The organism is Pseudomonas putida (genome assembly GCF_028682455.1).
Lineage (GTDB): Bacteria > Pseudomonadota > Gammaproteobacteria > Pseudomonadales > Pseudomonadaceae > Aquipseudomonas > Aquipseudomonas putida_AA.
This window is the reverse complement of sequence record NZ_JANHLD010000002.1, coordinates 603,306-623,121: the sequence shown is the minus strand read 5'-3', so window position 1 is coordinate 623,121 and position 19,816 is coordinate 603,306. Positions and strand designations below refer to the sequence as shown.

Here is a 19,816-nt window from a genome sequence, read left to right as displayed (position 1 = left end):
GGTACTGTCCGGTGGCCCCACTGTACTTGGCTTACGAATCTGCATATTCGCTTCTAAGCCGGTTTGCACTCTATAACGTCATCCACGGGGATGCACTGGTCAAGATCTTTGCACCACCAAAGGATGGGGGGAACGGCAAGCGTAACCGATTCCCAAACCTTGCCCACAGCGCGTCGGTGAGTCCGGTAGCGATTCAAGAGTGCTTTACACTCGATACGGCGCAGCAAGAAGCGCTCTTCTTGGTGCCGTCCGCCGTACCGAGCATTGATCACATCGCAACCACCTTGAGAGTGTGTCCGGTGTGCATGGTACGTGGCGTGCATTACTCGCTGTTTCAATACTTGCTCATTAAACAGTGCCCAATCCATCAGATTGAGTTGAGCCAGGCGTGTCGGACGTGCGGCGGGGGAATGGATTACTCGTTGAATAGCAAGTTGTTCCATGGCCCATACAGCTGCAACCATTGTGGCCATCTGCTGCGACTCAAGGAAGGGCAGAGTGGCCGGTCCTATTTGAATAGATCGGGGCTGGAGCGGCTCATCCAGGCACATCGAATTTTTGAGCGCGGCAAGGACCGCCAGGTATTTTTTGATGTAAATCAGCCGACAAATATTTACTTTGATAATACTGCTCAGTTTTCTTCGGTCATCACTGATTTTGCGGTGCATCAGCGTGCGCTGTTCAACGAAGTTCAGTCTATGGCCGCATCAGGTCACTGCGATAAAAGTGAGGGATTTTACAGGGTTAGCAACATCAGTCGTTGCTCGCCAGTTAAAGAAATGGACATCGAGCTGACGGCTGAAGAGCTCGTTCCAATCTTGAAGTGTATCTTCCGAAAAATTAGAAAGCGTTTTCTTCCTGAAATCAAGCTGAGCAAGCATAAGCTTGCCGGAATATGGCGGAGTGTTGAGCAGAGTGAGGTACCCAGGCAAGGGTATCAACTCGTCGGCTATCTTGACTGGCTATGTTTCTGGTATGGGATTCAAACACCCTCCGACTTGTGCTCGAAAGCAAGGCCATGTGCTATTATGAAGCTGAGAGCTTGGCTTGAATCGAAACGTACGCACGGCGTATTTGCCTCACTAAAAGGAGGGCGTGAAAAGAATTGGCTGATGTCGAAAATATTAGCTCATGAAATTATTTTTTTCATGAGTAGGCAGCTACTCCGGCTATCCGAATTGGAGAAAATCTGCTCTAGGACGAATGCCAGTCATGTCGTCTATCACCGCTGGGTAGGGCCCACTGCTTGGGCATTGATTGTCCTTCCCCAACAGGCCGCTTGTGAATTCCACTTTTCAGCCCGCTCCGGTTTCGCCGAACTCAGTTGGTTGAAGGTGAGCAAACCAGCTCAGCGAGAGACGTATCTGTCGCTGTCACATTAATAAACGATTAATTTTCGCCCCAATCGGCCCAAGCCGATTCATCGATATCTTCACCGACAATAAGTAAACGTTTTTTTTGCAGCTTGGGGCAATGAGTATTGTCAGTTATCTTTCCGCTGTCTGATGTTTCTGATTCGGGCAACACCAAGGTAGAGTTGCGGATCGCAGTGTCCCAGTCTTCGTAAAAGTATTGAGCCTCTAGTGTCGCCGACGCCGAATGCTTCGTTGCCGTATTTAAGCTCTCAGAAAATTGAAGGTTTACAACGGTGTTGATCTTTTCATGGGGTGAAATGGGCATGGTACGTTCACCAATAAACCCTTCCGGGAAAGGAGTTGCTCCTTTTACGTACAGTTTGGTATCTGTGGGGCAGATCACGCTTGTCACCATCAGCGCAAAGCGATAGCGTCGCTCTATTTCCATCTCTATGTCATGGGCGCTCATCTTGAGTTCGACTTCAGCGTAGCCCATGGTGAAAAGATGTTGGTGATCGTCTCGATACTTCGAAAGGTGGAAATACCGGCCAAGCAGTACTTCAACGAGGGTGGCTGTATCCTCATTGAGGCAAGCCGTTAGCTCGTTACCATATTTGAAATGCCAGTCATCATTTTCTTGGCGCTCAAAATCAAGGCTTAAGGCCGCAGCCAAGTCGGATGTTGTGCATCCAGTTTCCTGCAACAAACGGAGCATCGCTAGATCCCTCACCCAAGATCCTAGACCTCTGCCCGTTCTGCTTATTAATTCAAGGAGATCGGCCGAGTACAGTTTGGGCTTTGAGGTTAGCTCTGTAAGATGGACGAAATGCTTAGCGTGTTTGTAGAGCTTTTTCATACTGGAGCGGAAGGGGTCCAGATTTTTGCGGAAACAATGTTCCTGCCAGTTCATGGCTGCGGCAATTCTGGATGCAGCCTGTCTGCTGGTGAGTCGACCGTAGCCCTTAAGTTTGCGCCTGATAAGTAAAGTATCAATATCTGTTCGTAAGTATTCACACGCGAATTCGCTAGGTTCTACTGGGTCCAGATAGAGGCTGATGTGTGTGAGATAAAAATAGACATAAGCTTCCAGGGGAAGGCTATCACTGAGGGATTTGTACTGTGTGTGGCGCAGCCATAGATCGAAATGTTGTAGGTAGCGAGTTACTTTGCGTCGCCTGTACTTTGGCACGGTTTGAACAAGGAAATCTGAAATTTCCTGACCTAGGCTGGGAATAAAATACACCGTTACGATGTCTGCCATTTGGCTACTCCGACTTGACGGGCGTATTGTGGGTTGGATTCAACCCTGCCCTGAGCAATGGCTAGTCCATCAAGCTAAGGTGGCTCCTAACCCTCTGATATTAGTCACCAGCGTTGCGGAGGCAAGTGAATCGCCCCTAGTTTCGTAGAAAACGCCTCCCTGCAGCCGGAAAAGGTCATTGAGTTCCACGAGTACCTGGAAAGTATCCCCTCCACCCATCGTGAACTTTGGAACCTAGCGATCGATCGCCTCCTAGACTTGAAGCATGAGCTGGATGACGGCGACTCGAGATATGCCGAGATCCTGCTTAAGACGAACCAGGAGACTTCCATCTGCAAATTTATCGGCAGTTGGTTAAGAGATCGTGCGGCAGGGCGCTACGTCGTTACCCAGGAAGAACAGCTAACCGATGACAAGCGTCCTGATTACAGAATCCAGAACAGTCAGTTCGACGGCCCCGTACCTGTCGAACTGAAACTTTTGCAAAACTGGAGTGGCCCCGAACATTTCGAGCGACTCGAGAATCAGCTGTGTGGCGACTATCTACGCGGCGTCGGCTCGAGCTGCGGCATTTTTTTGCTAGTGAACCAAGGTGGTCAAACCACTTGGGCGTCGCCGCGCAATGACCAGGTACAATTCGATGATCTGGTCACCGCTTTGCAAGATTACTGGCTGGCTATCGCTCTGAAGTTTCCAAACGTTGAGGACATCAAGATCGTCGGCATCGATTTTACAAAGCGGGGCGGCAGAGCTGCAGCGGTAGCTACCGATGCTAATCAAGCCATGGCGAGCGACGCCGAGCTGTAGTGAATCTATGGCTGTGCTCATTCAGATGGTAAAAGAGATGCCTTGAGGTTTTTACCTACGCCACTGTTATCAGCAATCATGTTTCGGGTGGTGTTTCAGTACCGGGTGATTCGCCAAACAACTGACTGGCGCGGCTATCCAGCAAGGCCCCGGCCTGAAAGTAGCCCATTACTGTGGTCACGCTGCGGTGCTCGGTCATCGCCATCACCTCGCCCAGCGGCACGCCCTGGCGTCCGGCTTCGGTAACGAAGCCCGAGCGCAGGCTATGGGCGGCCCAATCACCCTCAAGCCGGGCCAGTGCAGCCCGGCGTTTGACGATACGCGCGACCTGGTCGCCTGATAGGCCAGTGGTGCCGACCCGGCCACCCTTGTACAAGCGCCGAAACAGCGGCCCGCTGTTTGCCGGGGCTGCGGCCAGCCAGGCATCCAGGGCCTGCGCTGCTGGGCCGCGCAGCGGCTTCTCGCGCCGTACGCCGCCGGTTTCGGTCTTGGTCGCCCCGAGCGCATACAACCAGGTGCCGGCATCCAGTCGGCGCAGGTCCTCAATCTGCAAGCCGATGACTTCCGAGCGCCGCCGCCCGCCGCCACTCCAGGCCAGCAACAGCAAGGCGCGATCACGCACGCCGCGTACCCCGTCGGTGCAAGTGGCGAGCATCGCCTGCAACGGCTCCAGTACCACCGCCGTTTTCTTCCGGACTGAAACGCCTTGACGGGCCTGGGCCTTACGCGCTTCACGCAGCAGGGTTTTCACCGATGCCTGCTCACACGGGTTCTCCCAGTCTTTGAGACGATGCCACTTGGCGAGGACGGCGAGGCGGTGGCTGACCGTGCTGTAGGCCAGCGGTCCGGGTTTGCCCTTGACCCCGGCAGCGACCAGAGCGGCATCGACCTCAGTGGGCAATTGCTGGCACCAGCCGTTGGCACCGTCTGGGCGCGCTAGGTGATCGACGATGAACTGCACCGCCACTTCCGGTGGTAGGGCGCCGTCGCCGAGCGCCCGGCCGTAGCGCAGGCGCAGCCAGGCGGCCCCATAGGCGAGGGCGCTGCGATAGCTGCGCACGGTGTTGACGGCAGTACCGGCGGCAATAAATGCCTCGGCGGCGGCACGGGTACTGTCGGCCAGGTCGTGCAGTGCCAATGGGGTGTTCAATCCGTTCTCGAAGGATTGTGTATTATCCATTACGTTCAACGTATTATTAATTGAGTTTTAATTTTATAAGGTCGGATAAACTATGATTATCAGACCTAATATAGCGGAGGGCGGGGTATGGCGGTAGGCGTACCGGAAAACGACGTGTTCGCTGCGGCGGACGCGGTACTGGCCCGTGGCGAACGGCCAACGGTGGAGCGGGTGCGCCTGGAACTGGGGCGCGGCAGTCCGGCTCGGGTCGGTGCGTTGCTTGATCAGTGGTGGGAACAGCTAGCCGGGCGCTTGCGCGGTGAAACCCGACTGCCCGGGCTGCCGACGGAGGTGGCGCAGGCCTTTGTCGCGGTGTGGCAGCAGGCGACCACGCTGGCCCAGGGCGTTGCCGAGCAAGCGTTGGCTGCTCAGCGACAGGTGTTGGCCGATGAGCGGGAGGCGTTGGCAGCCCTGGAGGCCCGCGCCCGTTTGGAAGCGGCGCAGGCCCGCCAGCAAACGGCTGAAGCCTTGGCCGCGCACCAGAATGCCGAGACACGCATGGTTGACCTTGAGCAATTGCTGACCGAGCGTCAGGCGCAGATCGACGATCTGCGCAAGCAGCGCGAAGAACTCCTGGGGCAGCGCGACGATGCGCGAGCGCAACTGATTGAGGTCCGCCAACACCTGCAGGACAGCCGCGATAAGGTCGAGCAGGTGCGCGAAGAGCAGCAGCGCTACACCCGCGATGTCGAGGACCGAGCCTACCGCGAGATTGATCGAGCGCGCGAAGAGAGCAGGGCGTTGACCGTCCAGCTCAAGCAGGCCACCACACGCGACCAGGCCCTTCAGCGCGCTTTGCTGGCGGTCCAGGCAGAGCAGGCCGAGGCGCGCGAGCAGCGGGGGATCGCTCAGGCGCGGAGCGAAGCGTTGCAGCGCGAGCACGACCACGCCATTCAGGCGCTCGCCACTGCGAGTCAACAACACCAATTGAAGCACCGTGAGTTGGCTGATGCGCGAGAGCAGGCAGCTGCTTTGGGCGCGCGTGCCGAATTGTTGAGTCAGCAACTAGCGGAGGCAACGGCTGGCCCGGGAGCAGGCGAGCGCAGTCGAGCATCGAATAAATCAACCCGTAGGAAATAACTGACAGCTGAGCTGCCGTACGGGCGTAGCGCTCGTGGCGCTGGAAGCAAAATAAGTCTGTACAAGCCTTTGTACTGGCAACCTTGCACTCGGTGAGGTTGCATTGCGATTGGAGTGTAGAAGGTCCACTGATCGGCGGCCTGTTCCCATGCATCCAGGTCCCGCATATGAATTTGTGCGTCGCTCGCGCATTTTGGTTGGTTGCCTTTCCCAGGCAAGGCCCCGAGATGTTGCTCTATGTCCATGCCTGCTCGTTTGGTGGGTTAGGTGGGCTGCCGCGTCGTAGCATCTACGACAACATAAAGACCGCTACCGACAAGGGTGCGCATGACTGTCGGATACCAGGGATCTGTAGATTTCAATGACGATGGGATGAGGTGGCGCACATTACCCGCACGGGTAGGTCGCAAACGTGCCAGCCTTGGAGAGCAGCTGTTTTGGTGCGCGTAAGGTTGCAAGCGAATGCGCGCGTCTTATTGGCTGATGCGATTTTGCCTATGCTGCCTGAATTCGATTATCCACCCGAAGACTCAGAAATGATGACCTTGCGCGGGACTTCAAAGCCGATGTAAGGGCATTCTCGTATCAGCGCCAACTTTCCCTGGGCACGGGATTAAAAAGGAGAATTATTATAGGCTCGAGGGTGGGGGAATGGTGCGCGTCGAGAGGGCTAACGCAGGAAAGGCTACTCCTAGACCTGCGAGAGAAATAGCGTGCAGCCCCTGTAAAGAAACTGCGAACTAATAATGAACACCAGTAGCTCCGGTGAGCCGTTCCCTTTAGCATGGGATTGGGATGCACTCATTGAGGGCGTAGTTCGCCATATCAACGACCTGGCTTCGGACTCCCGTCGACTTTTCGAGTCGATGGCTGTCTCAAGATTTCTTGGGCAGCATTGCGGATTGGTTTAAGCACTATCGCACCTTCAACCAACTCGATAGAAAGTGAGTCACCGAGCTTGACGTTCAAACCTGCAAGGACCTCAGGTGGGAGATCAATGATGACATCCCCGCTGCTATCGCCGGAGTCTTGGCATATAACTGTCATCCGTTCTGGTTCAATCCTATGTGTATTTCCGTCCCTTTCAGCCATCGCTGGTGTACTGAATTAACATCCTAAGCTGTTAATCGCAGCCAGAGGATCTGACCCGCCAAACGGGAGTATTCTCAAATTGGAATCAATCGTGCTCACCTCTCCTCAATCCCGCCAAAGCGCTGAATAGAGTTTAATATCATTTTCAGGAGCTTTGACATCGCTCTTTTCACCTTGGTGATCAAGAAATCGCTTTCTTGTGTAAAGTTTTCGGGAGGCCTTACGTTTTCTTAGGTCCAGATCTCCAAGTTTGTAAGATCCACTTTTGGTGCGATAGACAACGGCGCTCTCACGAGTGTCGACACCCGAATGAACAATGACGCTATCGAGTTCCTCTAGAATCCAATGGCTTTGTCCGCTGATTGATGGCGGACACATCATCTGAACGTGCTGGATTTCGACATCCTTGGCCACTTGCAGATAATGAAGAAGCTCATACGCGCACTCGACAATTGCCGCACGGTTTTTCAGCCCCGTGTGCATGCAGGTTATTGTGATTACAAAGCAAAGCCCCTCAATCTCGCAATGCGTCCACGTACGTACTTCCCGAGGCACGGGGTCAAAAAGCAGAATCACGAATGGCTCCAGGTAAGGGGTGGTACGCGGCGAGAGAGCTAGCAATGTCAAGCTGTCGAGGTCGCGCGAACAGCTACCTCAAATGAGCCTCAAGGATACTGCCAATGCAAAATGAACGCTATAGGTTGTAGCTCGATAGGGCTCATTATGGCGTATTGCTCCTTTTGTCGGGTACGTAATATGGACCCAAACCAATCGCTTGGTACTGCTTGCGGGAAGCGCGAGGACGGCAAGGACTCACGCAGCAAGATTCGGCGATTGCCAGCAGCAGGACCTATCTGAGCAGCCTTGAGAAAGGTATCGAGGTTAAACCTTGAAAAAGTGATCGCGATTTCACTCCCCGCTTGGCTTTGATCCTCTGAACCTCCTAGTCGGCACTTGGGCCCCTGGTGGATCTATTTTCGCTCGTCGATCGCCTCAAAATAGAAAGCGCCCAATGATCTGGGTGACACTGGAGAGCGTGGTTTCGGGGAGTGGGTATTCTGGGATGACCCAGGCTTGAAACGGCGCGGGATTAGAGGTCATTGGCACATTGAAAATTCTGACTGCAAGCGTAACGGGGTTTGCTTTAAAGTTCGCGAGCAGCATCGCACTTACGCTGGAGGTTGGAGGGTGAGAAAGCCTGCCATTTAGGCCCGCTTGACGGCCTACCTGATTATTGGAATTCCTTAAATACGGGGCTGAAAACGGGTCCTATGAAATCCACTTCCAATCCTTCTGCGCTCGCCTCAATCCTACCAGCCCGATCTATGTCATCCGCCGTAGGAAAATGCCTTAGCAAAAATTTAGCATCCTGTCGTACCTGGTCGGGTAAAGCGTCATTTTTCGCGAGTTCGATAAGGAACTCACGGGTCGCAACGACTGCACGAGAGCGTTCGCGGGGTATGGTCATATGGGCATATTTCAAAGGCATGGGCACACTAGTATCGGCCTTCACCAGCGTGAAGCCAAGATGGGTTTGCCTGGAGAACTGAACGTTTCCTCGCCTTCTGCAACATCGTGCCAGAAGATCGGGGCGGGAACCCCTGAGCGGTAACCCAATGATAGCGAGGGCAATGCCGCTAGACTGCTTGCAGTGATCAAGTGTTCGACGCAGACCGAACATCAGGCATCAGTCGCCGGAACCTCTTCGATACCGCTCAACCAAAACGTTCGATATCCGACTTTCTTTTCAGAAGCCCAAGCAAGCCTCTCGCTATTGAACTGACGTAGTCGCTGCCAGTTGTAGCGCTGCACCATGAACCGGCCCGCTGTGGATCAGAACCTATTGAGGCCGTCCAAGCTGCTCATAAGCCATGTCCAAAGCGTTGATGATCGGATCAGCATCAGGCTGTCATGAAAACACCTGATGAGCCGCGCTTTACAACGGCCACGGCGAAATCTCGCTTTAGCGACACTCAGGGGCAATCGTCGGCGTATGCAGCAGCTCCCCCGAAGCATGTAAAATTCCGCCCTGAACAATGAATATTCAGGTTCATGATACGAGCTTCAACAACAGCGCTTGCAGTTTGCGAGGGGGCGGGCGCATGCCAGGTGTTGAGATTCAGTGCAGGTGACCGAGACTTACAATCTCTTAACTTCACAGGGAGAGCCGTATCAGCAGTACGAGTATGAGATTCAGGCAAAGCGTTCAAGACGCGCTCCGCTGGGCATTTTTTGGCCGTTGAGTGGCCTGTCGCCAGTTGGAGTCTCGATTTCACTAGAAATGAACACTATAGATTGTAGTTCTATCGTGTTCGATAGTTCTTCATCATTCCTTTTAAGAGGAATGACGATGGATATCCGTGAAGCCCTGGGAGAAGCCCTGCGGCGCATGCGTACTGCGCATGGCCTGACCCAGGAGGATTTCGCTTTGGTGAGCAGCCGAACCTATGTGAGCACCCTCGAACGGGGAAAAAAGGCGCCGACCCTACAAAAAATCGACGACCTAGCCGGCAGAATTGGTATTCACCCGCTGAGCCTCATCGTGACCGCCTATTTGATCCAAGCGCCTGAGTCCAGCATGGACGATCTGATCACCCGGCTTAGAGAGGAGGCCATCGAGCCTTGAGGCATTGTTCAGAGTCTGAAGCTGAATGAGGGGGAGGCGCCGCGAGCCAATTATGAGCGCCATAGTGTTCAATGAGTGCGCTATCGTTTACCATCGCGACACTCTCCTGCGAGAACGCTGGGGAGCAGCGTAGACATCCGTAAAAGATTCCATGTCTAAAGTGGCTCCCTTCTACACCGAAATGCCTATGTCACCGACGTGCTCCTCGTTTCCTCTGTAGCGGTTTGGCTCAAAACGCTGCATGGCTTCCAGATCTTAGGCTCGTGAGCAGTAGCAATGGCCCATTGGGCGTCGTTAGCGTCGAGGCACATGTCAGCAGAGCTCTAGCCGGTCCGGTGGTAAGCCTATCGAACGCGCCATTTAGAATTACAACCCTTCGTTCGATTTTGGTACCAGCAACGCCCGATGTTGGCCACCCCGTCGCTCTTTGTGGCTGTGCGTGATTATTGTGGTACGAGTGCAGAACGGGGTGTACACGCATGGGCCAACTGACGTTGGACCGTGGTGTGAACGCTGAGACAGCCCATTGGCGATATGGGAGGATGGCAATGCCCAGTAAGAGCGATGCTCGAAGAAGCTGTAGCGCTGTCTGTCCTATCATTGGCGGGCCGTGAGCGAAACAGTCGGTCGCAAGGAATAGTGAACGATTCCTGGTTACGCACGCGAGGCAATCACGCTAAAGCACCGTAGTTACCCGCGTTACATATGCCGCATTAGGGCAAGGAAGTGTTCCAGAACCGCGGGAAATGTACGTACATATTGGATTTCCATCGTCCAATGATTTGGAGGCGGGATCACGGTAAAATGAACTTAACACTCTCAATTATCAAAAAATTGCTTGGCATGCGTAAAGGTTCCGCTTTTACTCGCCTCGTGTTTAAGGACTTGGGAACACCAGCGAGTATTAACGGCGTCTTGGCCCGACTCGCTCGAGCAGGCGTCTTGGAGCGAGTGGTTCGTGGAGTTTACATGCGCCCCAAATGGAACGTGTACATAGGCAATGTTCGACCGTGTCCAACGCAAGTAATGAAAGTCATCGCCAGCGCGCGAGGAGAGGTCATTCAGTGCCATGGCGCAGAAGCCGTTAGAATGTTCAGGTTGAGCACACAAATACAGGTCCAGCCTATCTATTACACCAGCGGCCGAAGCCGAGTGATTCAAGTGGACCGAGCTCTTATTCGACTGAAGCATGTGAGCTCCAATCGTTTGCAGTATGCCGGAACCAGGGTGGGGCTTGCGCTAACCGCGCTCCATTTTCTGGGCAAAACCGAAGTAAGCGACGCGGTGATCGCCCAGATCTACGGTATGTTAAACGAAGGTGAGAAGCGGTTGCTGCTAGCGTGCAAAATGCCGCGCTGGATGAAATCAGCCTTAATGCGAACTGAGGTTGGCAACCTGGACAGGTTATTGACTCAGGAGCGTGCGACGTCGAACTAGTTCAAGGTAGAAGGTGCAGGCGCAAAGATCACTAGAAAGAGGAGGAGGGCACGCATTAATCGTGTGCTCCTAGGGTTGTCAGCCCCTTGCTCAAGTGACTTGCTACTAGTCACGCCGTGTTTTACCACCGAATATTATTTCGGCGCATGTATGGTTACAGTAATCAGCTGCGGCTTTCACTATTGAGGCAGTGCTATGCCGCGTACAACTCCCGTCGCTGATCTTACTCTATTGCCTAAGGCGCGCTGACTTAGGCAAATGTTTTGGCTGTTTGAAGAAACTCCCTACGGAGAGCGACCCAGGTCCGATCTGACTTCAAACTCCAGCCAGGCTGAGCATGGAAGTGCTGTGGTGAAGATTTTACCAGAGCAGTCTGATTACTGATGGGCTCGGATAGGGTGGCCTGACTTGGACCATCGTTCCGCAGTGTAATTTCGCAGCGTACTGCGATTTCAACTACCAGGGTGGCTCCACCTAGAAAATGAGGCGCACTTTGGGAATTGAGTTTGGCAAGTGACATTCCGCTGCATTAATGTAATGTCCATCGCCAAGGGGCCAAAGGAGGTGACGGGTATGGCTGTAATTAGCATCGTAGCGCTTTGCTCGCTCCCACTCGTGTGTTGCTGGAGCGCTCAAAATCGGTGTTACGTGGCACGCCGGGATCAAGTGTTGATGAGGGTTGCTCAAATCCTGGGCAATGAGCGACTAGCTTTTGAATGGATGACTCGGCCGGCGCTGGGTTTAAATAGGCGGACACCCATGAGCATTCTGGCAGATCCCGATGGCTACGCGCAGGTGCAAGACCATTTACTCAGAATTGAGCATGGCGTCTATTGATATTTTCAAGCGGGACATCTTGGGGGTTGCATCTCACTTGCTACTTAAACTCGGCATTCGGATTCGACCCAGACTTGTGGTAAAGGATTCAGTACGTTAGGGAGCCCCCACGCTGATAATTGACCGGCAATAATTTTCCGTTTGCTTCAACAGATCCGAAACGAAGGAGAAAGCAAAGGGATCTAGTAAAAGCTCCCACAAATGGTCCCAATGCCAACCGAGGAGCGTAACGGACACTATCAGGCACGCAGCAGAAAGCAGTTTTAGCCATATACGCTGTTGGATAACATTCCAGGTGCGAATAAGTTCAGACATTACCAATGCGATCAGAATGCAGCAGCCCATGATAGTATCCTGTCACGCAGAATCAGCGTTTGCTAAGTCTGGAGTGAATCCAGATTGAGATGAAGAAGGGGACGGTTAACAGTCCCCTTAATGTTCAGCTCTGCAATTCGGGTTTCAGTGATATCGAAGTGCGCCCTGACAGCATCACGGTCAGTTTCAATTGCCCCTTCGCGTCGGCCTGGACGCTGGTCTGCGAGTCGCAAACGACCAGCTGATAGTGAGCATTAGCCTTCAAGCGTTCAACCACTATGACCTCGGGACCTGGTTCCAGACCAGGGTAAAGTGTCATATCCAGGTCATCGCCATGACTGAATGCTCGGGCTACGAGTACTTGCGGGTAGCGTGCCTGGGTGAGCAGTGGTCCTCGTTGCGTGCACGGTAACGGCCCTTCATTTACAGTTCGACTCCAGTCACCCTTGCGCAAGATGCGACTGCGGACCATGTCGGCGGCCAGTCCACTGGAGCATTCATACTTCAGTACACCGTTTTCGCGAGTTGGCTTGCCGATATCTTCCAGCAGGCGCAGCAACTCATTCACCACGGCGGTATCGCCCATTTCCCCAGCCGCACCCAGCATATGTTGGATGTGTCCTATCGGAGCCTTGCGATAGCGACCGAAGTCGACACCTTTTTCCATCCCTTCAATGGTGGTCTCACCGTCCTGTTCTTTTACATAGTCTCGCCTGGCCAGGGCCCACGCCTGGCGTGCTCGCTCAGGCAACAATGCATGTGCCAGCAGAGCAAGACCTTCATTACCGAATGGGAAGGCTACTGATGTACCGGTGATCTCATTGCGGAGTACGATCAGATCACCGTCTGCCAGTGTAAATTCATTTTCCAGATTTTCCCGGAAACGGGGCATGTGCTTTACGGCCAAGTGGGTATCAAACAATCGGTCATAGGCAATCAATGTCATCATGCCCATGAAGTTGCACGGCGTGTAGATCCAACCCGGCTCACACGGATAGAGGCAGAAATCAGCGCGGCTGAAATTTTCATCAATAGAGCGCGCGATGCTGTGGATGTCGTGGGCAAAGCGGCGTTTGCCCCAGGTGAAAGTCAGGCTGCCCGGCTCGGTGTAACGTCGATCACCACTTGATGCCATGTACAGACAGACTTGCAAGCCAAGAAAACCTGTCAGCATGATGTTGTCACGGCCTACCGGATCGTAACGCCAGGAGAAATGGCCCCACAGCCGTTCCCAGCGCCAGTACCCCCACACTCTCTTATTCAGCGCCTTGTCGATCGCGTTACGCTGAGCACAGTTTACGTACCCTTGGAAGTTGGGTGTGTAGACGGTCTGCATTACAGCTAGCGAATAGCCGATGCTGTTCAACTGATAGCGCAGCGCGGAGGTCTGAAACTGCTCGATGGTCTGGAAACCCTCGAACGAACCGATCGGTTGCAGTGCCAAATCCAAGTTGAAGCGCAAAGCCTGCAGTTCGTCCAGGCTCAACTCCCGCTGCTCAGCGGGTGGGGCTTCAGTTGCGCGAGTGGTAACTGCGCGAGTAGCTGTTGGCAGGTAGGTACTCCGCTCTTCACGACGCATCAGCAGTTGAGCCTGCGCCTTGCGCTGCTTGATCGTCCCACGAATTCGATAGAGAACGAACAGCCCCACTGCCAACGCTGCGCCTATGGGTGAGCTCGTCTCGCCGACCAACCCTGCAGCGAGCAGCGCGGACCCGAGCCAGATGATGATTGGCGCGACGATCATTCCCGAGCCGAACCAAGCGATGAGCGCTACCAGATACAAAGCCAGTGTCAGTGGCACCAGCAACAGGGCCCAACCGCCGACAGAAAAAAAGCCGGCTCCAGGGAACAGCAGGCCGAGACCGAAGGCTTGCAGGGCTGTATGTGCCCCAAGAACCGAGGGCACCAGGCCGAGCAATGCGCAGAGGATATAGACAATGCTGGTACGGCGTTTCTTTGCTCGAGTCATGGGGCCTTCTTGGCTGGCACCAAGATGAACCGGGGCACTGACGTCCGCGGCCGGTCGGTTGAGGCTGGACATTATTTTTATTCTCCAGACGATTTATGAGTGTATAAGCAAGTAAATCATAGATATGATTATTATGTTTGTACACCCATTGAATTGCGCCAGGGAATCACGCCAGCGACTGCGCGGCATCGGCATCGGCATCGGCATCGGCATCTGACACCTGGTCGGTAATTCTCAAGAGCAATCCACAGTCTGCGAAATAATCATAAAAATCAGAGGCGCTCAGTGACAACTCTCTTGCATCCCGCCACCTCACTCATGAATCGCCTGAGTTTCGGCATGAAATTCAGCCTGATCAGCATCCTGTTTTTCGTGCCTATGCTGGCTACCAATTACTTTCTAATTCGCGATGCCTATGCCCAGTACATCATCACGAAAACAGAGCTAGCCAGTCTTGGGCCGTTGGCCACGAGCCTGAACATTCGTAGCGACATGGAAAACCTAGAGAACTTGATACGGATTCAAGTCCAAGTGGGTGTAGCGAATCAAAACGAGGAGCTGAACGATCGTATCAAGCGTCTGGAGTTGAGCTTGATTTCAAGTCTTCGAGAGCTGCAGGTTGTCGCCTTGACCCCTGCACAAGGTGACGACATCAACGCCAAGCGGGCCGCTCTTGTTCAGTGGTTGCAAGAGGCACACGACGACGCTACACAAGCCAAACAACAGCATCAGATCAAACAACAGCTAGGAAACGTGCAACTGTTGCTCATGTCCGGTGTTTCCGTCGGTGGTTTGTCGCTTGATCCAGGTCCCGATGAACGAAAGCTAGTCGATCTGATGGTTGATAGCGCCGCCGATGTAACCCTTGCGCTGGGTGAAGCTCGGTCACTCGGTGCGTTTTTGTTGGCTAGCGGCTCGAGAAGTTCGGGTGCCCTTGGGAAAGTGGAAAGTGCTTTGCAGCAGATGGAAAAACTGCAGGCCGAATATGGCCAGCACATTGAGGGGGCGCTGGCTGGCAATGGCCGTGCAAGCTCGATGTTGACAGCCAAGGCAAGTGCTAGCCGCGACTCTCTGGCGGCCAGCAGCGCCCTGCTGGATAAGTATTTGCTGCAGGACACTGACACCAGTGCTTCCTGGGAAAAATTTTACGATCAGATGAGCGTCGAGATCGATAAGACCGACCAGTTCTACAGTGCGATCCTTTCCTACCTGGATTCTGAGCTGAGGCAGCGCTTAGTCACTGATCAACAGCGCATGATCTTGCTCGTGGCCGCATTACTGTTGGTATTCGTCTCGATCGGGTATTTATACGCTGCTTTTTATGCGTCAATCCGCAGTACGTTGAAGAACTTCAGCCTGGTGATGGACGATATGGCGGCCGGGGATATGACAGTCCAAGTGGGGACCCAAAGCCAAGACGAACTGGGTGAGCTAGGTAAGGTTATAAACGGCACTATCGTCAAGGTGCATCAGTTGATTCAAAGGGTAGGGCAGACGGTCGCGGAGGTCGAAAGCCAAGCTTGCCGGGTTGAGGCCATTTCCAATGAGAGTAGCCAAGCCGTATCTGACCAACGTCAGCAGATTGAACTGATTGCGACGGCGATGAATCAACTGTCCGTCACCGCGCAAGACGTGGCACGAAGTGCAACTGCTGCGGTAGACAGCGCCCAGAGTGTCAACGAGGAAACCGTTATTGGCCGTACCCTGGTCGAGTCTCAGGTCGGCAGCATTGAGCAACTGGCCGGAGAGATAGACCAGTCGGTGGCGGTCATCAATCAGCTCGCAAGTGATAGCAGTACGATCAGTCAAGTGCTCGATGTCATCAAGGCCATTGCTGAGCAGACCAACCTGCTCGCACTCAACGCAGCCATCGAGGCTGCTCGGGCAGGCGAGCAAGGACGCGGATTCGCAGTGGTAGCTGATGAGGTGCGCAGCCTTGCCAAGCGCACACAAATCTCCACTGAAGAAATCGAGCTCACCATAGGCAAGCTGCAAACGGGTGTCAGCGCCGCCGTCAAAGCGATGAATGCGAGTCATCAAATGGCTAGCAGCACCGTCGACCAGTCCACTCAGGTGAGATTGTCGTTAGAGAAGATCTTCGAGGCCGTGGCCAGCATCGTCGACCAGAATCAACAAATTGCAACTGCTGCCCACGAACAAACAACAGTGACGCACGACATAGACCGCAACATTGTGCAGATCAACCATGCGGGCGACCGTACAGCCCACGGAGCCAGTCAGACCGAGCAGGCCAGTCGTGCGTTGTCGGAGCAGGTAGGCCAGTTAAAACAACTGATTGGTGCCTTTCGGGTTTGACTGGCATTCCTAAGGCAATTCCGAGTAAACGCCCCTTGTGATCGAGCGCGCAGGGGGCAAGCGGGATGACTGTTAAAAACCGCGCAAAAAGCCTTCAATCGCTTGATTGAACACATCGTTGCGATCACCCGCGACCATGTGTCCGGCCCCTTCGACATCGACATACTGCGCATGAGGAATCAATTCCAGCAAGTGCTGTACACCTTCCTGGCTAACCACTTCGCTTTGCTTGCCACGTACGAGCAAGGTGGGGATATGCACGTGCCTGGCCGCATTCTCCATTCGGATAGTCAGTTCTCCCATGTCGGTTCTGGAGCGGTCGTTCTGGAATTGCGGGTCCCAGTGCCAGTGATAACGACCATCGCCCTTAAGTCTTAAGTTTTTCAGGAGGCCCTGAGGTGAGGAAGGACGTGGGCGGTCTGGAATGTAGGCTGCAACAGCATCCGCGGCGTCCTCCAGTGTGGCAAAGCCTTGCGGGTTGCCACGCATGAAGTCGTGGATATGTCGTATTCCCACTGGGACCATGCGTGGAACTACGTCGACCAGCACCAGAGCTTTAGCCAGAGGCTCACTCGATTCACCAACCGCCAGTAAACAGGTGGCTCCACCTAACGAAGCACCCACCAGAACGGGGAGGTGATGGAGAGTGGAGATAACGGCTTTAAGATCGGCGATGAAGGCGTCGACTTTGTAATCTCCATTTTCAGCCCACTTGCTATCACCGTGACCTCTCAAGTCAAGTGCCAGGCAATGGTAGTCCTGGTCCACCAGGCTGCGCGCTGCCTTGCTCCAAGAATGACGCGTCTGGCCACCCCCGTGTAAAAAAACTACCGCCGGAGCCTTGGGGTTTCCGCCAACGTCTGCGCACAACGTGACGTGATCGCCATCGAGGTAATGGGTAAACAGTGTCATTTGACTGCTCCAAGGAATTCTCTTCATCACCGTCGACGTCGAACAGCTGGAATAATTTCTTACTCTTCGAATAATGATGTGTATGCTATAAATCATACACACAATAATTCGGCAAAGTGAAGCCGAGGTATTCAGGAGACAGTGAGATGAGTGAAGCGCAGCAAGGCAAGGCCAGCGCCTGCCCGGGTGAATTCGATGTCATCGTCGTCGGGGCAGGTTTCGCCGGGTTGTATCTAGTCCACAGCTTACGTCAGCGAGGTCTGAGCGTGCGCGCTTTCGAGGCCGGCTCCGATGTAGGGGGTACTTGGTTCTGGAATCGTTATCCAGGTGCTCGCTGCGATATCGAGAGCGTCATTTACTCCTATTCTTTCTCCAACGAGCTCCAAGATGAGTGGCGCTGGTCGGAGCGCTACGCCACTCAAGCTGAAATCCTGGATTATATCCGGCATGTTGCCGATCGCTTTGAGTTGCGCCGGGATATCCAGTTCAATACTCGCGTCAGTGCTGCCACATTCGATGAGCATCTTGAGCGATGGACGGTGGAAACTCAGGAGGGGCAGCAGATAAAAGCCCGTTTCCTTATCATGGCTACCGGCTCGCTGACCATTCCAAAGCCAGTGGACATCCCAGGTCTGGAGGATTTCAAAGGCGCTTGGTACCACAGCACCAATTGGCCTGCTGAGGGCGTGGACTTTACTGGCAAACGCGTGGGCCTGGTGGGTACGGCATCGACGGGCGTACAAATGGTTCCACTTATCGCCCAGCAGGCGGAACATCTGACGGTGTTTCAGCGCACTGCCAATTTCGTCTTGCCCGCTGGGAATCGACCGCTCAGCGAAGACGAACAACGTCATTACCGCGCAACCTACCCGCAAATCCGTGAAAAAACCCGGTATTCCAGTGGTGGTTCTCACTATCAGTTCAATGACAAATCGGCCCTCGTTGCAACGCCCGAAGAGCGAGAAGCCATCTATGAAGAAAACTACCGGATCAATGGCCTCGCGTTCCTAGGCTCGTTCAATGACCTGCTGATCAGCGAAGAAGCCAACGCCACTGCGGCGGACTTTGTACGCGGCAAGATTCGCAGTGTCGTAAAGGATCCACAAGTGGCCGAGGACCTGTGCCCAAATGATCATCCTCTGGGCTCCAAGCGCTTGTGCATCGGCAGCAACTACTTGGAAACCTTCAACCGCTCGAACGTGAGCCTGGTAAATTTGAAGCGCACGCCGCTTGAGTGCATTACCGCCCAGGGTATGCGCACGAGTGAAGAGGCATTGGCGTTTGATGTGCTGGTGTTCGCAACCGGCTTCGACGCCATAACCGGGGCGCTGTCTCGCATTCAGGTGACCGGCCGGGATGGGCTGAAACTCAAGGACAAGTGGAAGGATGGCCCGCGCTGCTATCTTGGCCTGGCGACAGCGGGCTTCCCGAACCTGTTCATCATGACGGGGCCGCAGAGCCCCGGCGCGCTGGCAAATGTGGTTGTGGCCATTGAGCAGCATAGCGACTGGATCATGGACTGCATTAGTTACCTGGGCCAGCAAAAAAAGACCTTGATCGAAGCGACTCCGGACGCTGAAAACGCTTGGGTAGAAAAAGTCGCGTCGCTAGCCCAGATTACGCTTCATCGCAAAGGCGCATCCTGGTACTCCGGGGCGAACGTTCCTGGTAAGCCGCGGGTGTTCATGCCCTTTGTCGGTGGCTTCGGTAATTACCGGCGCCTGTGCGATGCCGTAGCCGCCAACGGCTATGAAGGCTTTGTGTTATCAGGTTGTGCCGCTGGCGCAACGGCTCATCAGGAGGAATTGGCATGACTCGCACGGTATTGATTACAGGTGCTGCCAATGGGATTGGCAAGGCCACTACTGAGCTGGCTGAGGCCAAGGGGTACAAAGTTATTCGCGCGGATTTGCACGAAGGCGATGTGGCTTCGGATCTTTCTACCCCCGAAGGACGGGCAGAACTGATTGCCAGTGTGCAGGCATTGTGCCCTAACGGGCTTGATGCAGTTATTACCTGCGCCGGCTTGCTGGTGTCCAGTACGGCCAGTGCCAGCTTGAATTACTTTGGCACTGTCGACGTTCTGGAAGGGTTGCAGCCGTTACTACTCAAGTCGCAATCACCGCGAGTGGTTCTAGTGTCTTCACGCATGGCGTATGCCAACGCGGCCGACTCAGCCTTGGTCGAATTCTACCTGGCTGGAAATGAGAAGGCCGCCAGAGAAAGGGCTCAAGATCTAGTTGCCCGTGTCGAAGCACAAACCGAGAGCCGCCTGGTCAACCAGCGAACGCCTGTGGGGATCTATGCCAGCAGCAAGGTCGCCATTGCCCGTTGGGCTCGCCGTGCAGCCGTCAGCCCTCGCTGGGGGGGCAGTGGCATTATTGTAAACGCCGTCGCCCCCGGATTTATTGAAACCGAGGCAGGCTTGGCGTTGCGCGATCATCCCGTGCGCAGTCAGGTTGTGCGGGACATGCATCCACAGACATTGGGCCGCTACGGCCGTCCAGATGAAGTGGCAGAGCTGATGTTGTGGCTCACCAGTCCCGCCAACAGCCTGATGATTGGTCAACTCCTGTGCATCGATGGTGGCACCGAAGTACTTGAGCGTGGTGATTCACACTGGTAGGCA

15 protein-coding genes and 3 pseudogenes are annotated in these 19,816 nt (G+C 54.3%); 11 read left to right on the top strand and 7 right to left on the bottom strand.

Annotation, left to right across the window (positions count from 1 at the left end):
- Positions 1-11 precede the first annotated feature (11 nt).
- Positions 12-1,382: a hypothetical protein gene (locus NPS58_RS13530; protein WP_274115860.1), complete on the top strand. Its 1,371-nt coding sequence runs from the start codon at positions 12-14 to the stop codon at positions 1,380-1,382.
- 7 nt (positions 1,383-1,389) lie between these two features.
- Here the strand turns inward: NPS58_RS13530 and NPS58_RS13525 are convergent, their stop codons facing one another.
- Positions 1,390-2,616, bottom strand: a complete 1,227-nt coding sequence (locus NPS58_RS13525) for a hypothetical protein (protein ID WP_274115859.1) — start codon at positions 2,614-2,616, stop codon at positions 1,390-1,392.
- Between the two features lie 162 nt (positions 2,617-2,778).
- On the opposite strand from NPS58_RS13525, the pseudogene NPS58_RS13520 reads away from it, so the two are divergent.
- A pseudogene (locus NPS58_RS13520) lies at positions 2,779-3,423 on the top strand (hypothetical protein); the annotation flags it as partial.
- 76 nt (positions 3,424-3,499) lie between these two features.
- On the opposite strand, the gene NPS58_RS13515 reads toward NPS58_RS13520, so the two are convergent.
- Positions 3,500-4,603 carry a site-specific integrase gene (locus NPS58_RS13515; protein ID WP_274115858.1) on the bottom strand — a complete coding sequence of 368 codons (1,104 nt, stop codon included), beginning with the start codon at positions 4,601-4,603 and terminating at the stop codon, positions 3,500-3,502.
- 87 nt (positions 4,604-4,690) lie between these two features.
- Here NPS58_RS13515 and NPS58_RS13510 point away from each other — a divergent pair, with 87 nt between their 5' ends.
- Entirely contained in the window at positions 4,691-5,683 is a 993-nt protein-coding gene (locus tag NPS58_RS13510; protein ID WP_274115857.1) for a DNA-binding protein, read from the top strand.
- 29 nt (positions 5,684-5,712) lie between these two features.
- Positions 5,713-6,003: pseudogene (locus tag NPS58_RS13505) on the top strand (IS21 family transposase); the annotation flags it as partial.
- 877 nt (positions 6,004-6,880) lie between these two features.
- On the opposite strand, the gene NPS58_RS13495 reads toward NPS58_RS13505, so the two are convergent.
- Both NPS58_RS13495 and NPS58_RS29480 read right to left on the bottom strand, forming a co-directional pair.
- Positions 6,881-7,351, bottom strand: coding sequence for a hypothetical protein (locus tag NPS58_RS13495; RefSeq protein ID WP_274115855.1), 471 nt, complete (start codon positions 7,349-7,351; stop codon positions 6,881-6,883).
- 655 nt (positions 7,352-8,006) lie between these two features.
- Positions 8,007-8,243, bottom strand: coding sequence for a BPSL0761 family protein (locus tag NPS58_RS29480; RefSeq protein WP_298730104.1), 237 nt, complete (start codon positions 8,241-8,243; stop codon positions 8,007-8,009).
- 882 nt (positions 8,244-9,125) lie between these two features.
- Between NPS58_RS29480 and NPS58_RS13490 the strand changes: the two genes are divergently transcribed.
- The 3 genes from NPS58_RS13490 to NPS58_RS29625 all read left to right on the top strand — a co-directional run bounded on the left by NPS58_RS13490 (position 9,126) and on the right by NPS58_RS29625 (position 11,675).
- Complete coding sequence (locus tag NPS58_RS13490) at positions 9,126-9,401, top strand: helix-turn-helix domain-containing protein (protein WP_274115854.1); 276 nt, start codon at positions 9,126-9,128, stop codon at positions 9,399-9,401.
- An 804-nt stretch (positions 9,402-10,205) separates the two neighbouring features.
- Positions 10,206-10,838 (top strand): DUF6088 family protein, encoded by a 633-nt coding sequence (locus NPS58_RS13485; RefSeq protein WP_274115853.1) that lies wholly within the window; start codon positions 10,206-10,208, stop codon positions 10,836-10,838.
- A 537-nt stretch (positions 10,839-11,375) separates the two neighbouring features.
- Positions 11,376-11,675: an antitoxin Xre/MbcA/ParS toxin-binding domain-containing protein gene (locus NPS58_RS29625; RefSeq protein ID WP_425313067.1), complete on the top strand. Its 300-nt coding sequence runs from the start codon at positions 11,376-11,378 to the stop codon at positions 11,673-11,675.
- A gap of 439 nt (positions 11,676-12,114) precedes the next feature.
- Here the strand turns inward: NPS58_RS29625 and NPS58_RS13480 are convergent, their stop codons facing one another.
- Both NPS58_RS13480 and NPS58_RS13475 read right to left on the bottom strand, forming a co-directional pair.
- A complete protein-coding gene (locus tag NPS58_RS13480) occupies positions 12,115-14,031 on the bottom strand; it encodes a hypothetical protein (protein ID WP_274115852.1) in 1,917 nt (638 codons plus the stop codon).
- Positions 14,032-14,125: 94 nt separating this feature from the next.
- A complete protein-coding gene (locus NPS58_RS13475) occupies positions 14,126-14,251 on the bottom strand; it encodes a hypothetical protein (RefSeq protein WP_274115851.1) in 126 nt (41 codons plus the stop codon).
- Positions 14,252-14,277: 26 nt separating this feature from the next.
- Between NPS58_RS13475 and NPS58_RS29620 the strand changes: the two are divergent.
- A pseudogene (locus NPS58_RS29620) lies at positions 14,278-15,402 on the top strand (methyl-accepting chemotaxis protein); the annotation flags it as partial.
- Positions 15,403-15,561: 159 nt separating this feature from the next.
- Positions 15,562-16,275, top strand: a complete 714-nt coding sequence (locus NPS58_RS29615; protein ID WP_425313078.1) for a methyl-accepting chemotaxis protein — start codon at positions 15,562-15,564, stop codon at positions 16,273-16,275.
- A gap of 72 nt (positions 16,276-16,347) precedes the next feature.
- On the opposite strand, the gene NPS58_RS13465 is transcribed toward NPS58_RS29615, so the two are convergent.
- The gene (locus NPS58_RS13465) at positions 16,348-17,187 is read right to left on the bottom strand and encodes an alpha/beta fold hydrolase (RefSeq protein WP_274115849.1); all 840 of its coding nucleotides are present in this window, start codon (positions 17,185-17,187) and stop codon (positions 16,348-16,350) included.
- Between the two features lie 146 nt (positions 17,188-17,333).
- On the opposite strand from NPS58_RS13465, the gene NPS58_RS13460 reads away from it, so the two are divergent.
- Together NPS58_RS13460 and NPS58_RS13455 are read left to right on the top strand one after the other, a co-directional pair.
- Complete coding sequence (locus NPS58_RS13460; RefSeq protein WP_274115848.1) at positions 17,334-19,001, top strand: flavin-containing monooxygenase; 1,668 nt, start codon at positions 17,334-17,336, stop codon at positions 18,999-19,001.
- The gene (locus NPS58_RS13455; RefSeq protein WP_274115847.1) at positions 18,998-19,813 is read left to right on the top strand and encodes an SDR family oxidoreductase; all 816 of its coding nucleotides are present in this window, start codon (positions 18,998-19,000) and stop codon (positions 19,811-19,813) included. The genes NPS58_RS13460 and NPS58_RS13455 overlap by 4 nt, the downstream gene beginning before the upstream one ends.
- The last annotated feature ends 3 nt before the right edge of the window (positions 19,814-19,816 follow it).

Bases quoted from the DNA above. Each gene is read 5' to 3' on its own strand.
- NPS58_RS29625 (WP_425313067.1), top strand. From the start codon at position 11,376: ATGTCCATCGCCAAGGGGCCAAAGGAGGTGACGGGTATGGCTGTAATT.
- NPS58_RS13510 (WP_274115857.1), top strand. From the start codon at position 4,691: ATGGCGGTAGGCGTACCGGAAAACGACGTGTTCGCTGCGGCGGACGCG.
- NPS58_RS13490 (WP_274115854.1), top strand. From the start codon at position 9,126: ATGGATATCCGTGAAGCCCTGGGAGAAGCCCTGCGGCGCATGCGTACT.
- NPS58_RS13480 (WP_274115852.1), bottom strand. From the start codon at position 14,031: ATGTCCAGCCTCAACCGACCGGCCGCGGACGTCAGTGCCCCGGTTCAT.
- NPS58_RS13515 (WP_274115858.1), bottom strand. From the start codon at position 4,603: ATGGATAATACACAATCCTTCGAGAACGGATTGAACACCCCATTGGCA.
- NPS58_RS13525 (WP_274115859.1), bottom strand. From the start codon at position 2,616: ATGGCAGACATCGTAACGGTGTATTTTATTCCCAGCCTAGGTCAGGAA.
- NPS58_RS13460 (WP_274115848.1), top strand. From the start codon at position 17,334: ATGAGTGAAGCGCAGCAAGGCAAGGCCAGCGCCTGCCCGGGTGAATTC.
- NPS58_RS13455 (WP_274115847.1), top strand. From the start codon at position 18,998: ATGACTCGCACGGTATTGATTACAGGTGCTGCCAATGGGATTGGCAAG.
- NPS58_RS13465 (WP_274115849.1), bottom strand. From the start codon at position 17,187: ATGACACTGTTTACCCATTACCTCGATGGCGATCACGTCACGTTGTGC.
- NPS58_RS13485 (WP_274115853.1), top strand. From the start codon at position 10,206: ATGAACTTAACACTCTCAATTATCAAAAAATTGCTTGGCATGCGTAAA.
- NPS58_RS29615 (WP_425313078.1), top strand. From the start codon at position 15,562: ATGAATCAACTGTCCGTCACCGCGCAAGACGTGGCACGAAGTGCAACT.
- NPS58_RS29480 (WP_298730104.1), bottom strand. From the start codon at position 8,243: ATGACCATACCCCGCGAACGCTCTCGTGCAGTCGTTGCGACCCGTGAG.